General features: G+C 63.1%; 14 protein-coding genes. 11 read left to right on the forward strand and 3 right to left on the reverse strand.

Annotated elements, in window-relative coordinates; translation table 11 throughout:
- Positions 1-67: 67 nt before the first annotated feature.
- Entirely contained in the window at positions 68-907 is an 840-nt protein-coding gene (locus tag K3724_RS07625; protein WP_129371227.1) for a MoxR family ATPase, read from the reverse strand.
- 186 nt (positions 908-1,093) lie between these two features.
- Here K3724_RS07625 and dksA point away from each other — a divergent pair, with 186 nt between their 5' ends.
- Positions 1,094-1,516, forward strand: a complete 423-nt coding sequence (gene dksA, locus K3724_RS07630; RefSeq protein WP_259992589.1) for an RNA polymerase-binding protein DksA — start codon at positions 1,094-1,096, stop codon at positions 1,514-1,516.
- Positions 1,517-1,619: 103 nt separating this feature from the next.
- Positions 1,620-2,786 (forward strand): FAD-dependent monooxygenase, encoded by a 1,167-nt coding sequence (locus K3724_RS07635; RefSeq protein ID WP_259991520.1) that lies wholly within the window; start codon positions 1,620-1,622, stop codon positions 2,784-2,786.
- Positions 2,787-2,893: 107 nt separating this feature from the next.
- Here K3724_RS07635 and xth read toward each other — a convergent pair whose 3' ends face one another.
- Positions 2,894-3,700, reverse strand: coding sequence for an exodeoxyribonuclease III (xth, locus tag K3724_RS07640; RefSeq protein WP_259991522.1), 807 nt, complete (start codon positions 3,698-3,700; stop codon positions 2,894-2,896).
- 360 nt (positions 3,701-4,060) lie between these two features.
- Here xth and K3724_RS07645 point away from each other — a divergent pair, with 360 nt between their 5' ends.
- The 3 genes from K3724_RS07645 to K3724_RS07655 all read left to right on the forward strand — a co-directional run bounded on the left by K3724_RS07645 (position 4,061) and on the right by K3724_RS07655 (position 6,806).
- Positions 4,061-4,729: a DUF6749 family protein gene (locus K3724_RS07645; protein ID WP_259991523.1), complete on the forward strand. Its 669-nt coding sequence runs from the start codon at positions 4,061-4,063 to the stop codon at positions 4,727-4,729.
- Between the two features lie 98 nt (positions 4,730-4,827).
- Positions 4,828-5,889 carry a DUF6902 family protein gene (locus K3724_RS07650; protein ID WP_259991525.1) on the forward strand — a complete coding sequence of 354 codons (1,062 nt, stop codon included), beginning with the start codon at positions 4,828-4,830 and terminating at the stop codon, positions 5,887-5,889.
- Positions 5,889-6,806 carry a DMT family transporter gene (locus K3724_RS07655; protein ID WP_259991527.1) on the forward strand — a complete coding sequence of 306 codons (918 nt, stop codon included), beginning with the start codon at positions 5,889-5,891 and terminating at the stop codon, positions 6,804-6,806. Before K3724_RS07650 ends, K3724_RS07655 begins: the two co-directional genes overlap by 1 nt.
- A 135-nt stretch (positions 6,807-6,941) precedes the next feature.
- On the opposite strand, the gene K3724_RS07660 is transcribed toward K3724_RS07655, so the two are convergent.
- Positions 6,942-7,265 (reverse strand): iron-sulfur cluster assembly accessory protein, encoded by a 324-nt coding sequence (locus K3724_RS07660; protein ID WP_134830090.1) that lies wholly within the window; start codon positions 7,263-7,265, stop codon positions 6,942-6,944.
- A 90-nt stretch (positions 7,266-7,355) separates the two neighbouring features.
- On the opposite strand from K3724_RS07660, the gene K3724_RS07665 reads away from it, so the two are divergent.
- From K3724_RS07665 to K3724_RS07690, 6 genes are all read left to right on the forward strand, one after another.
- Positions 7,356-8,507 (forward strand): deoxyguanosinetriphosphate triphosphohydrolase, encoded by a 1,152-nt coding sequence (locus K3724_RS07665; protein ID WP_259991530.1) that lies wholly within the window; start codon positions 7,356-7,358, stop codon positions 8,505-8,507.
- A 423-nt stretch (positions 8,508-8,930) separates the two neighbouring features.
- Positions 8,931-9,323: a GFA family protein gene (locus K3724_RS07670; RefSeq protein ID WP_259991531.1), complete on the forward strand. Its 393-nt coding sequence runs from the start codon at positions 8,931-8,933 to the stop codon at positions 9,321-9,323.
- Between the two features lie 233 nt (positions 9,324-9,556).
- Positions 9,557-9,856 (forward strand): YciI family protein, encoded by a 300-nt coding sequence (locus K3724_RS07675; RefSeq protein ID WP_259991533.1) that lies wholly within the window; start codon positions 9,557-9,559, stop codon positions 9,854-9,856.
- The gene (locus tag K3724_RS07680; protein ID WP_259991534.1) at positions 9,853-10,191 is read left to right on the forward strand and encodes a YciI family protein; all 339 of its coding nucleotides are present in this window, start codon (positions 9,853-9,855) and stop codon (positions 10,189-10,191) included. Before K3724_RS07675 ends, K3724_RS07680 begins: the two co-directional genes overlap by 4 nt.
- A gap of 166 nt (positions 10,192-10,357) precedes the next feature.
- Positions 10,358-12,103 (forward strand): arginine--tRNA ligase, encoded by a 1,746-nt coding sequence (gene argS, locus K3724_RS07685; RefSeq protein ID WP_259991536.1) that lies wholly within the window; start codon positions 10,358-10,360, stop codon positions 12,101-12,103.
- A gap of 117 nt (positions 12,104-12,220) precedes the next feature.
- Positions 12,221-13,450 (forward strand): SPOR domain-containing protein, encoded by a 1,230-nt coding sequence (locus K3724_RS07690; RefSeq protein WP_259991538.1) that lies wholly within the window; start codon positions 12,221-12,223, stop codon positions 13,448-13,450.
- Positions 13,451-13,525: the final 75 nt, after the last annotated feature.

A 13,525-nucleotide genomic window follows, 5' to 3' on the forward strand; every position in this document is an offset into this window, starting at 1 on the left:
GCAGCAATTTGAAGCGAAACAGGCAGCCGCCAGGCAATGCGCCTGCCTGTTCCGGCCTCAAGGCCGATCAGCGCCGCCCGCGCGCCATAAAGGCCAGCCGTTCGAACAAATGCACGTCCTGTTCGTTCTTTAGCAGCGCCCCGTGCAGTTTGGGCAGCGCATCGGCGCCGTCACGGGCGATGTCCTCAGGGCTCAGATCCTCGGCCAGCAGCAGCTTCAGCCAGTCGATCACCTCGGAGGTCGAGGGTTTCTTCTTCAAGCCTTGCGTCTCGCGGATCTCGTAGAACTGGGTCAGCGCGGCGGTCAGCAGGCTGTCCTTGATACCGGGATGATGCACCTCGACGATCTTCTTCATCGTTTCAGCATCCGGAAAGCGGATGTAGTGAAAGAAGCAGCGCCGCAAAAAGGCGTCCGGCAGCTCTTTTTCATTGTTCGAGGTGATGATCATGACGGGCCGGTGCTTGGCCTTGACCATCTCGCCGGTCTCGTAGACGTGGAACTCCATCTTGTCGAGCTCCTGCAACAGGTCGTTCGGAAACTCGATGTCGGCCTTGTCGATCTCGTCGATCAGCAGCACGACCTTCTCGCCCGCTTCAAAGGCTTCCCACAGCTTGCCCTTCTTGATGTAGTTTTTCACATCATTCACGCGCGCATCGCCCAGCTGGCTGTCGCGCAACCGGCTGACGGCGTCATATTCATACAGGCCTTGCTGGGCGCGGGTGGTGGACTTCACGTTCCACTCGATCATCCGCAGCCCTAGGGCGCTGGCCACCTGTTTTGCCAGCTCGGTCTTGCCGGTGCCCGGCTCGCCCTTGACCAGCAGCGGACGCTCCAGCGTCACCGCCGCATTCACCGCAACTTTCAAATCATCTGTTGCGACATATTCTTTAGTGCCCTGAAATTGCATATCTTTCCTGTTCCAGTCATGATCGGTGCCGCGGCGCCAAGTTGTTATCACGGTTTTAACCAAACGGCGCCACTATTGTGTAGTGACATTCCCTTCCGATGGGGATAAACGCTGCGGCAGAGGGGGAGCCAAAATGTTCAGGTGCAAATTATGACCAGCATTATGGGCCAGACCGAAGGAGCCGAAATGAAGCAAGAAGTGTTTCTGCCGGACGACTACCGACCGGCTGAAGATGAGCCGTTCATGAACGACCGGCAGCTTGAGTATTTCCGACGCAAACTATTGGAATGGAAACAGGATCTGCTGTCCGACAGCCGCGATACCATCGAAGGGCTGCAGGACAACACCCGCAACATCCCGGATGTTGCAGACCGTGCCAGCGAAGAGACCGACCGCGCGCTGGAGCTGCGCACCCGTGACCGCCAGCGCAAGCTGGTCGCCAAGATCGACTCGGCCCTGCGCCGCATCGACGAGGGTGAATTCGGCTACTGCGAAGTGACCGGCGATGCGATCTCGCTGAAACGCCTGGATGCACGTCCGATCGCAACCATGAGCCTTGAGGCCCAGGAGCGCCACGAGCGCCGCGAAAAAGTCCACCGCGACGATTAACCGCCGCCATTGGCAGCGAAAACGCGCGAATTCATGACGCCGGGGCCTTTTGCTCCGGCGTTTTTTGTTTCATTGGGTGCAGGCGGAGAATCTGCGGGAGCCCATGGAACTCAAAGGCCTGAAAATAACCGTCATCGGCGCCGGGATCGGCGGCTTGACCGCAGCCCTGGCGCTGCGCCGCTTTGGCGCATCCGTCACTGTGCTGGAGCAGGCCGAAGCGATCTCCGAAGTGGGGGCGGGCCTGCAGATCACTCCCAACGGCGTGGCTGTGCTGAAGGCGCTGGGGCTGGCTGATGATCTGGCCTGGTGCTCGCAGCGCGCCCGCGCCGTGGTGCTGCGCGGCCACCGGCGCGGCGATCAGGTGCTGCGGCTGGATCTTGATGAATATTCAGCGGGGCATCCGTATTACTTTGTCCACCGCTCCGACCTGGTCGGCATTCTGGCGGGTGCCGCCCGCCGCGACGGTGTGCAGGTGCGGCTGCTGCAACGGGCGGACCGGGTCGAACCGGGCCTGCAGCCTGTCGTCCACCTCAGCAATGGCGCGCAATGCGGCGGCGATCTGGTGGTGGGCGCTGATGGGCTGCACTCGAAAGCCCGGGTGGCGCTGAACGGCGAACGAACGCCCTTTTTCACCGGCCAGGTGGCCTGGCGCGCCACTGTGCCAAACCATCTGAACCTGCCCGCCGAGGCGCAGGTGTTCATGGGGCCGGGGCGGCATCTGGTGGCTTACCCCTTGCGCGATGGCAGTCTGATGAACCTGGTTGCGGTGCAGGAACGCCGCGCCTGGGCCGACGAGGGCTGGCATTTCAAGGATGATCCCGCCAACCTGCGCGCCGCCTTTTCCGGTTTCGGCGGCCCTGCCGTTGCGCTGCTGGAAGCGGTGGAGGATGTATTGCTGTGGGGTCTGTTCCGCCACCCGGTGGCGGCCAGCTGGCACGGTGAAAACACCGCCATCTTGGGCGATGCGGCGCATCCGACGCTGCCCTTCATGGCGCAGGGCGCCAATCTGGCGCTGGAGGATGCCTGGGTGCTGGCCCGTTCCCTGCAGGAAGCGCCGGATATCGCGCGCGGCTTGGCCGTGTACCAGTCCCGCCGCCGCGAGCGGGCCGAGAAGGTAGTGCAGGCGGCCGGCAAAAACGCCTGGAAATACCACTTGCGCGCGCCGATCAGCTGGCCTGCGCATCAGGTGCTGAAGCTGGGCGGCCGCTTTGCACCCGCCAAGATGGTTAGCCAGTTCGATTGGATCTACCACCACGACGTCACCGCCTGAGACAGGGCCGGCGGGCGGCTCCCGCCCCTTTTCGGGTTCATCTGAAATGACCCCGGAAGCGTTGGGCCGGGCGCCGCGCTGATGCGCGGCGCGGGCGGCAACCTGTGTCAGATGTCCAGATCCACCCAGACCGGCACGTGGTCCGAGGGTTTTTCCCGCCCGCGCACATCCTTGTCGATCTGGCAATCGCGCAAGAGGTCGGCGGCCTGCGGCGTCAGCAGGAAATGGTCGATACGGATGCCGTCGTCGCGGTTCCACGCACCAGCCTGGTAATCCCAGAAGGAATAATGCCCCGGCCCCTGGTGCCGGGCGCGGAACGCCTCGGTGAAACCAAGGTTGACGATCCGCTGAAACGCCGCCCGGCTTTCGGGCCGGTGCAGCGCGTCCTCCAGCCAGGCTTCGGGGCGCTTGGCATCCTCGGCCTGCGGGATGATGTTGTAGTCACCGGCCATCAGTGCCGGCATTTCCTCCGCCAGCAAGGCTTCGGCACGCGCCTTCAACCGTTCCATCCAGGCAAGTTTATAGGCATATTTGCCGCCCGCCACCGGGCTGCCGTCCGCCTCCAGCTCAACCGGGTTGCCATTGGGAAGGTACAGGCCGCAGATGCGGATCGCCTGCTTGCCGACCACCGTGGCCTCGATCCAGCGGGCCTGTTCGTCGCTGTCATCGCCGGGCAGGCCGCGGCGCACGTCCTCCAGCGGCAGCTTTGACAGGATTGCCACCCCGTTAAAGCTCTTCTGGCCGTGGGTCTCGACGTTATAGCCGCGCTCTTCCAGCATTTCGCGCGGAAACGCCTTATCGACTGATTTGATCTCTTGCAGCACCGCCACGTCGGGCTGGGCTTCATCCAGCCAGTCCGGCAGCGCCTGCGCCCGGGCCTTGATGCCATTGATATTGAATGTGGCGATTTTCATGGCTTGCCTCCGGCACAGATTGCTTTATCCGAGGCCGATCTATCGCTGAATCAGCGTCGCGGGGCAAGCCCGAAGCACGATTCGGGAATCACTTGCGCAGCCGCGAATCATGGCTGTTTTGCACAGGTGAAAAGTACCCCTCAGGTTGAGTTTCTTTATTTTGCAATAATATACGTGTGAATAACGCGGTGAATAAGCTGTGGATGAATTGAAATAATTGAAATTGCGCAAAAAATAGCGAGTTGAAGTTAATGTAATCCGCACTAGAAAATACAATGTGAAATTGCATTTTCTATTTGCGCTGCGCGGTGTCCGTGCCAGCGTTGTGGAGCCTTTTGTCCTTAATGAATGGGGTTCCAAATGACTGCTCAGCATAAAATCCAGACCATCCACGCAGCCCGTCAAACTGCAGGCGCCAGCCTGTTTGAGGGTGATGGGGCAGAGATGTTCTCCTCTGGTTCGGCACCTGAATGTTCCGCGGACCTGACTGCGGGTGAGGGTGTTTCGTTGTTTTCTTCCGGGTCCATGCCGCAGGCCGCGCAAAGCTGGGCTGGCGGGGAAACCGGGTTGTTCTCCAGCGGTTCAGCGCCTGCGGCCCGCAGCGAAACAGCAGCTGGCGACCTGGTGGAGATGTTCTCTTCCGGCTCCGCTCCGGTTGCTCAAAGCGATGCCGCCGCAGGTGATCTGGTGCAAATGTTTTCCTCAGGGTCAGCGCCTGCGGATCAATCAGAGATTGCGTCCGGGGATTTGACAGAAATGTATTCTTCCGGTTCTGCTCCTGCGGCGGCACATGAAACCGCGGCAGGGGATCTGACAGAAATGTTCTCCTCCGGCTCGGCGCCCGCTGCGCAGGCCGAAACAGGTGCCGGCGATCTGACGGAGATGTTCTCTTCCGGTTCAGCCCCGGCCGCCGCGGCCAAGACGGGCGCGGGCGAGGGGACGCATCTGTTCTTTTCCGGTTCTGCCCCCGCAACGGCGGCACGGACCAGCGCGGGCGATGCCACCCGGCTGTTTTCCTCGGGCAGCTGATCCGGGCAGGGCCGGTTTTCCTGCCCGGCTCCTGTCCCTGGGCGGCCCCGCAGCCGGGGCCGCCGATACCGCGCCGCATCTATCCGAACGAGGTTCCCATGGCCCAGATCATCCCGTTTTTCTCTCCTGCCGCCCGCCAGTCCCGGGCCTGTGCGCAAGAGACGCTGATTGCCGGTTTCGCAACGCACCGGCGCAGCCAGGAGGACGTTTTCTGGCTCAAGGAGAACGCCGAGCTGCTGAATATTCTGGAATGCACTGGGGCGGATGTTGCCGCTGATGCCCTGCAGCCCTTGCAGCAATTTTACGATGGTGCGGCGCGTCATATCAGTTTTTTCCGGCAGTATTACCGCTTTATCCTGTCGATCTGTCTGGACCTGGAGGACCTGGGCCTGCCGGGGCAGACCGGGGTGCAACTGGCAGGCTGGGTTTCAAACCAGGGGTTGGCGCAGGCCGAGCTGTCCGATTTGCAGCGCGCCGAGGCCCGGCGGCTGCTGGCGCGGCGCGGGATAGACCTGATCGACGACGGGCTGGACGACCGGCTGCGCGGTTTCATTTCGAACCCGCAGACCTTTGCCATTCCCAACAAGAAAGCAGCTTACGAGCTGACCCATATTGTTTTCTATCTCTCTGAATACGGCCGCCGCGATCCGGGCCTGCCGGAGGCGGCGCTCACCAGTCTGGAATTTGCCGGTCTGGTGGCCTTTTTGGATCAGAATGCCGACCTGCTGGCAGAGATCTGCATCGCGCTGCGGTTCGCCGGCCAGCAGCCGCCTGCGGCCTGGGAGGCGTGGCTTGACCGGCAGGTTTCGGCCTATATGCTCGCTAAGGGAGAATTTTATGGACATCAGGATGCGTATCACGAGTATTTTGTGGTCAACTGGCTCATGCTGACGTCCGGGCGTCCGGCCTTTCGGCAGGCAGTCCCGATGGGCGGGGTGCATGTGTCGGCGCAGCAGGGAGGGAGCATTTTGAGGAGCCTGTCAGAAGCGGTTTTCGACGCCGGGATGGCGCGCAACAGCTGGAGCGCAGTGAAAGCGCGCGCCGAGGCTGTCCTGAGCGAGGAGGAGCACGGGCTGCTCACCGCGGCAGAGCGCAGCTGTGCAAGGTTCGCAGGATTTTTCGAAGGTTTCGCCCGGGCGGGCAGCGCGGGGGCCGCGTGATGGTCGGCACCCGCAATCAGGCCTTGGGCGGTGCGCTGCTGGTGGTTGCCTATACCGGGTTGATCGCCTCGGCCGACGGGATCACCAAATTGCTGGCGGGCCAGTATGCGGCGGCGCAGCTTTATGCGCTGTCCGGCGCGATGGTGGTGGGGTTCTGCCTGCTGGCGGACCGGCTGCCGGCGCAGCGCGGCGGCTTCCGCACCCGCTGCCCGCGGGCGATGACGCTCAGGTCAGTGGCGACGCTGATCGCTGCGGTCTGTTTCTTCTATGCCTTCCGGCTGCTGCCCTTTGCCGAAGTGTTTGTCTTTATCGGCCTGATGCCGCTGCTGGCCGGCGCCATGTCGGGTCTGGTTTTGAAAGAGCCAGTGCGCCCGGCGGCCTGGATTGCGCTGGCTGCGGGATTTTGCGGCGTGCTGTTCCTGCTGCCGCATGGCAACGCGGACGCGCATGCATCCTGGGGCCATTTCGTGGCCTTTGGGGCCGTGCTTTCCGGCACGTTTTCCATGACCATGGCACGGTTTATCGGCCGTTATGAAAGCAACGCGCTGGCGCAGGTGTTCTATCCCAACCTGACGCTGTGCGGCGCAATGCTGTTGGCGCTGCCGTTTGTATGGGTGCCGATGCCGCTTGCTGATGTGGGGTGGGCTGCGGCCTATGCCTTCTTGTTGTTCGGCGCGCGCTGGCTGCTGGTGGTGGCGTTGCGGCTCATGGCTTCTTATGCGGTGACGCCGCTGATGAACCTGCAGTTCATCTGGATGGCGGTTATCGGTTCAGTCTTCTTTGGCGAGTTTCCGCCGGCCACCACCTATATCGGCGGCGCCATTGTGATTGCGTCCGGTCTGTATCTGGTTTGGGATCAGTTTGCCCCGGCCTTGCCGAGGCTGCGCGGCCAGGGACGGTTGCAGACCGATCCTTAGCGCCGGGTCAGCGTTGCGTCTGCGAGGTTGCGCCCCGCAAGCGGGCAAAGCGCCCGCCCTTTGAGATGAGGGCGGGCGCTGCCTTGCCTGGCGGCAAGGCGGGATCATGATGCGCGGTGCCGGCTGGACGCCGGGTCACATCGAAAACGAGGTGCCGCAGCCGCAGCTGGAGGTGGCGTTGGGGTTCTCGATGGTGAAGCGGGCGCCGATCAGCTCCTCGGTGAAATCGATCACTGCGTTTTCCAGGAAGGGCAGGGAAACCGTGTCGACGACGACCTTTTCGCCTTGGCCCTCAAGCACCAGATCTTCGGGTTTCGCCTCGTCCAGCGCAATCTCGTACTGAAAGCCCGAGCAGCCGCCGCCTTCGACCGCGACGCGCAGCGCCTGGCCCTGGTCCGCGGCGCCGATCTCGGCCAGCCGGGCAAAGGCGCGGTCAGTGACTTTCGGGGGCAGGTTCATCAGGTTTCTCCACAGCGTTAGTTGCAGCGCAAGGCTTTATATATGAAGGTGCAATTCAAGCGGCAAGATTTGCTGGAGAAAAGATTTAAGATGCATGCGCCTTATGCCACGTCACCGGACCGCAGCCGCGGCCGGCAGGTGACCGAGGAGGAAAGCTCCTTCCGATCGCCCTTTCAGCGCGACCGCGACCGGATCATCCACGCCAGCGCGTTCCGCAGGTTGAAACATAAGACCCAGGTGTTTGTCGAACATGAGGGCGACAATTACCGCACGCGGCTGACCCATTCGATCGAGGTAGGGCAGGTGGGCCGGACAATTGCTGGCGCCTTGGGGCTGAACCAGGAGCTGACCGAAGCGGTGGCGCTGGCGCATGATCTGGGCCACACGCCGTTCGGCCACACCGGTGAGGATGCGCTGCACGGGCTGATGGCGCCCTACGGCGGGTTTGATCATAACGCCCAGGCGATCCGTATTGTGACCTGTTTGGAGCGCCATTACGCCGAGTTCGACGGCTTGAACCTCACCTGGGAAACCCTTGAAGCGATTGCAAAACACAATGGTCCGGTGGTGGGGGAGCTGCCCTGGGCGCTGGCAGAATGCAACGCGGCGGTGGATTTGGAGCTGCACACCCACGCAAGCGCCGAGGCGCAGGTGGCGGCGCTGGCGGATGACATCGCCTATAACAATCACGACCTGCACGATGCGCTGCGGGCCGGGCTGTTCGGCGATGATGATCTGGCCCGGCTGCCGTTACTGGATAAGGCGTATGGCGCGGTGGACCGGCTGTATCCGGGACTGGACCCGAACCGCCGCCGGCACGAGGCGCTGCGGCGTTTTTTCGGGGCCATGGTCGGCGATGTGATCGGTACAGCCCGGATGCTGCTGGCGGAATCTGCTGTGCAGAGTGTTGAAGAGGTGCGGGCGCTGGATTATCCGGTGGTGCAGTTCTCGCCGGAACTTTGGGCCGGGTTGAAGGACATCCGCGCCTTCCTGTTCACCCGCATGTATCGCGCCCCTTCGGTGATGGAGAAGCGTGCCAAGGTCGCCAAGGTGGTGGAGGCGCTGTTTCCCTACTTTCTGGACAATCCGCAGGACATGCCGGAGCGCTGGCACGCCGATATCGCGGCTGCACAGGGACGCACCGCGCTGGCGCGGATTGTATCGGATTACATCGCCGGCATGACCGACCGTTTCGCCCTGCAACAGCATGAGCGGCTGATCGGGGTGAAGGTCGAGGTCTGAGGGCTTCGCCTTGTGTTCCTTGGGGGCTGTCTTGTCTGTTGCGGCCCTTTCCTTGTGTTGTTCCTGTGTGCCGTTCCTGTGGGCCATGAAATGGGCAGGGCAGGGATGGCGGCGCCGCCACGACAGGCGGAGGGGAGGGCCGGAACGCCAGCGCGCCCCGGGTCCGGTCAAAAGCTTCATCAGTCAGACGCCCCTGCACCTTTTGCGGAGGTGGTCTTGGGGGGCCTGATCTGCTGTGCGCACGGGGTGCCAGACCCGCGCCATGTACTGCAGCGGGAGTGACTTTCGCATAGTCAGGTTAAGGCGGCGCAAGCGGGGCATGCGGTGCCGCCGGCCGGTGCGCAACGGGTGAGTGCGGCTTGTTTTCCAGGACGCGTTCACGTAATGTTCCTGTCAGGTTGTTTGATAGGAAGGATTGCAGGAATGATTGAGGGAAGCTGTTGCTGCGGCGCGGTGAAGTTTGAGCTGCTGGCGCAGCCGTCGCTGATGGGCACCTGCCATTGCTCGCGCTGCCGCAAGGCGGGGGCCAGCACCATTGTGTTTGTGAAGAAGGAAGACCTGCGCTGGATCGCCGGCAAGGAGGAGGTGGCGCTGTATCAGCCTGCGCCACCCTATAAATACGGCCGTTGCTTTTGCCGGATCTGCGGCAGCTCGCTGGGCGAGATCCTGTCGCAGGACGCCAGTTTTCCGATCGCCGCAAACGCGCTGGACGGGGCGCTGGAGGCGACGAACAGTTTCCACGAGTTCGTGGGCGAGAAACCGGGTTGGTATGCGATTTGCGACGGTGCGAAGCAGTCGGAGGGGCATCCGGCATAGGTGCGGCAGGTCTTCAGGCCGGGCCGCTTGCGGTCAGGTCTGTGCCCGGCCTCCCCCGCGGGACGGCGCATTTGCACCCGCCCGAGGCCGGGCGCGGACTGCTGTTGTGTGTTCGGGGTGCGGAAGGCTCTCAGTCAGGTTCCCGAATTGGCCGTAAGCCGTGCTATGATCTGGCCCTATGATGCTGCGGGGCGTTGGCGTTATCCGCGAAAGGAGCAGCAAGGGGAAAAGCCATGGCACGCTGGACCGTCACATTCACGGACAAGCCCGAAATGGACCGGGTGCGCGGCGACAGGAAACGGCGCGAGGCGCATATTGCCTTTGTGCGGTCCAGGTCCGGGCTGCAGATCGGCGGTGCGCTGGCGATGCGGCCGATGCAGGATTTCCCAGGCGCGATCTGGAATGTGGAGGCGGAGACCCGCCAGGATGTGGAACGGCTGATCCTGCAGGATCCTTATTACGTGGCCTCTTTGCGCTCCTACAAGATCACCGAATGGGGCACCGCCTCGGCCACTCAGGGTATGCTGTCATGACCGCACCCCGGGAAACCCGCAAGACCGCGCCGGCGCTGACCCGCTGGGCGGTGATGTTCCGCGATGCGCCGGCGATGATGGATGTACGCGCCAGCCAAGCCCGGCGCGATGCCCATGTGGCCTATGTCAAGGATCACCCGGAGCTGCGGATCGGCGGCGGGCTGAAGCCGGACGCCGATGGCGATTTCTGCGGTGCACTGTGGATTGTCGAGGCCGAGGACCGGATTGAGGTGGAGCACCTGATCCATGGCGATCCGTTTTATGTGCCTGCTTTCCGGTCTTATGAGATCTTCACCTGGGGCAAGATCCTGGAAGACCAGACCGCCACCCTGTGAGGCCGGCGCGGCGGAAGGCGGCGCAATTTTCTTGAGTAAGAAAATTGGCCGGAAAATTTGAATTTTCCGATGCGCTGCGCCTGGTGGCCCTGGCAGCCCCTGCAATCCTGTTGACCCTGCCTTTGGCCCCCGGTATCCGCAGAGCTGAACATATGGGACGCCAGATATGAACCTCTTTACCGATATCCGCTCGCTTGTGATTGACAGTCTGACCGCGATGACCGCGGACGGCGCGCTGCCCGAGGGGCTTGATTTTGCCAATGTGGCGGTGGAGCCGCCGCGCGATGCCGCCCATGGCGACATGGCGACCAATGCGGCGATGGTGCTGGCCAAGCCCGCCAGGATGAAGCCGCGCGACATTGCCGAAGCACTGGCCGCCAGGCTGGCCGCGGATGCGCGGGTGACCTCGGCTGAGGTCGCAGGCCCCGGCTTTTTGAACCTGCGCCTTGCGCCCGGCATCTGGCAGAACATTCTGAAATCGGTCCTGGACGCAGGCATGGATTTCGGCCGCTCGAGCCTGGGTGCGGGCAAGCGGGTGAACGTGGAATATGTCTCTGCCAACCCGACCGGTCCGCTGCACGTGGGCCATACCCGCGGCGCGGTGTTCGGCGATGCGCTGGCCTCGCTTTTGGCTTATGCCGGCTATGACGTCACCCGCGAATACTACATCAACGACGGTGGCGGCCAGGTCGACGTGCTGGCGCGGTCTGTCTACCTGCGCTACCTGGAAGCGCACGGGCAGGACGTGGCGTTTGCCGACGGCACCTATCCGGGTGATTACCTGAAGCCGGTAGGGCAGGCGCTGAAAGACAAGGCGGGCGATGCTTATGTCGGTAAGGGAGAGGACGTCTGGCTGGCGGATGTGCGGGAGTTCTCCACCGAGGCAATGATGGTGCTGATCCGCGAGGATCTGGCCCAGCTCGGCATCGAAATGGATGTGTTCTATTCCGAAAAATCCCTCTATGGCACCGGCAAGATCGAGGCGGCGCTGGAGGCGCTGCAATCCAAGGGACTGATCTATCAGGGCGTGCTGGAGCCGCCCAAGGGCAAGAAGCCCGACGATTGGGAACCGCGCGAGCAGACCCTGTTCAAATCCACCGATCACGGCGACGACGTCGACCGGGCGGTGAAGAAATCCGATGGCGCCTGGACCTATTTCGCACCGGACATTGCCTATCACTATGATAAGGTCGAGCGTGGATTTGACGAGCTGATCGACATTTTCGGCGCCGACCACGGCGGTTATGTCAAGCGCATGAAGGCGGCCGTGTCGGCGCTGTCCGATGGCCGTGTGCCGCTGGACATCAAGCTGTGCCAGCTGGTGAAGCTGTTCAAGGACGGTCAGGAATTCAAGATGTCCAAGCGGGCAGGGACCTTTGTCACCCTGCGTGATGTGGTGGATGCAGTGGGCGCTGATGTGACCCGTTTCATGCTGCTGACCCGCAAGAACGATCAGGGCTTTGACTTTGACCTTGATAAGGCGCTGGAGCAGTCCAAGGACAATCCGGTGTTCTATGTGCAATACGCCAACGCGCGGATCTGCTCGACCCTGCGCAAGGCGGCGGAACAGAATATTGCTGCCGATGATGCCACGCTGAACGCTGCAGATCTGAGCCTGATTGCCGACCCGGCGCAGCTGGCAGTGGTCAAGAAGCTGGCCGAATGGCCGCGCCAGGTGGAAATCGCCGCCCGCAGCAATGAACCGCACCGGGTGGCCTTCTATCTCTATGATCTCGCGTCTGAGTTGCACGGGCTGTACCATCTGGGCAAATCGAACGAAGGTTTACGATTTGTTAAGGAGAGCAGCCAATCGGCAACACATGCGAATTTGGCGCTGGCCCGGGCCGTTTCCGTTGTCATTTCCGCAGGTCTTGGTATTCTTGGCGTGAAACCGGCAGAAGAGATGCGATAACCAATGGGGCGCCAGCCCCTGCGGGTATAAATCGCGCAGTCCGCCGGACTGAGGCAGTTCAAGAGACCCAGCGGCAGCGCAGCCCATGCGCCGCCAAACCGGGCAGTGAGGCGGAAAATGGCGTATTTTGCGCAGGCGGGCCAAGGCCGCGCCTATGCACAAGGCAGCGGTCACGAACAGGACACTGCCCCGGAAAGCACATACACACAGCAGTATTCCGGTCAGCAATATGCCGGCCAGAACTCCGGTGGCCAGAACTCCGGCGGCCAGAACTCCGGAGGTCAGCACTATTCCGGGCCAGGGGCCGAGCCGAATTACGGTTATGAAGACCCTGCCTATGGCTATCAGCCCGAAGGGCAGGGCCATGGCCCCCAGGACTATGCCGTTTTTGCTGCTCCTGCAGGGCTGCGGGCGCGATTCTCGAAATCGCTGAGCATTCTGGGGGCAGTTGCGTCGATTGCGCTGGTCGCCGGGGTGGGCTTTTGGGGCTACAAGCTGGTGATGCGGGATGTCAGCGGTGTCCCAGTGGTGCGTGCAGCCGAAGGACCGATGCGCGAACAGCCTGTGCTGCCGGGCGGCTCTCAGGCGGATCACCAGGGGCTGGCTGTCAACGCGGTTGCCGCCAGCGGCAGCGCTGAAGCCCCTGCCGACCGGCTGACCCTGGCGCCTGCCGCCATTGAGCTGACCGAAGATGACAAACCGCTGCCCGAGCTGGCCGCCGAGGCCGCGCCGGCAGCTGCCGTGCCTGCGGCCCCGGTTGAACCCGGCGTTCCTGCAGTGCCCGGCGTCAGCGAAGAGGCCGTGGCCTCGTTCCAGAACGGCGACATCGACGCGCTGGTTGCCGAACTGGCGCGTGAGGCCGAGCCGCTTTCCGCTGCGGTACCCGCGTCGGCGCAGGCCCCTGCCATCGTGCAGCCGGAACCGCTGCAGCCGGCGCTTGCCGCGGCAGTCCCGTCGCCTGCAATTCTGAATGCGCCGGGGGTCAAGGTCTCGCTGCGGCCATCGGCCCGGCCCGCAAGGTTCAGCCCGGCTCCGGCCGCAGCCGCACCGGCAGCACGTGCCGGAACCGTGGATGTTGATCCGGCAACCCTTGCGGCAGGCACAAGGCTGGCGCAGCTTGGCGCCTATGAAAGCCCAGAGGTGGCGCGCGCCGAATGGGACCGCATCCATGCCCGTTTCGCGGACTATCTTGAGGGCAAGCAGCGGGTGATTCAGCGCGCCGAAAGCGGCGGGCGGACTTTCTACCGGCTGCGGGCGATGGGCTTTGCCGGCCTGTCGGACGCCCGCCGGTTCTGCTCGGCGCTGGTGGCTGGCAATGCCGACTGCATTCCGGTAACCACACGGTAACGAACCGCCCGGCCGTCAGGCCGGGCAGCGCCCGAACCGCCCTGTCAAACCGGAGGTTTGCCTGCGGCAAAACGG

It is taken from the genome of Leisingera sp. M658 (genome assembly GCF_025144145.1).
Lineage (GTDB): Bacteria > Pseudomonadota > Alphaproteobacteria > Rhodobacterales > Rhodobacteraceae > Leisingera.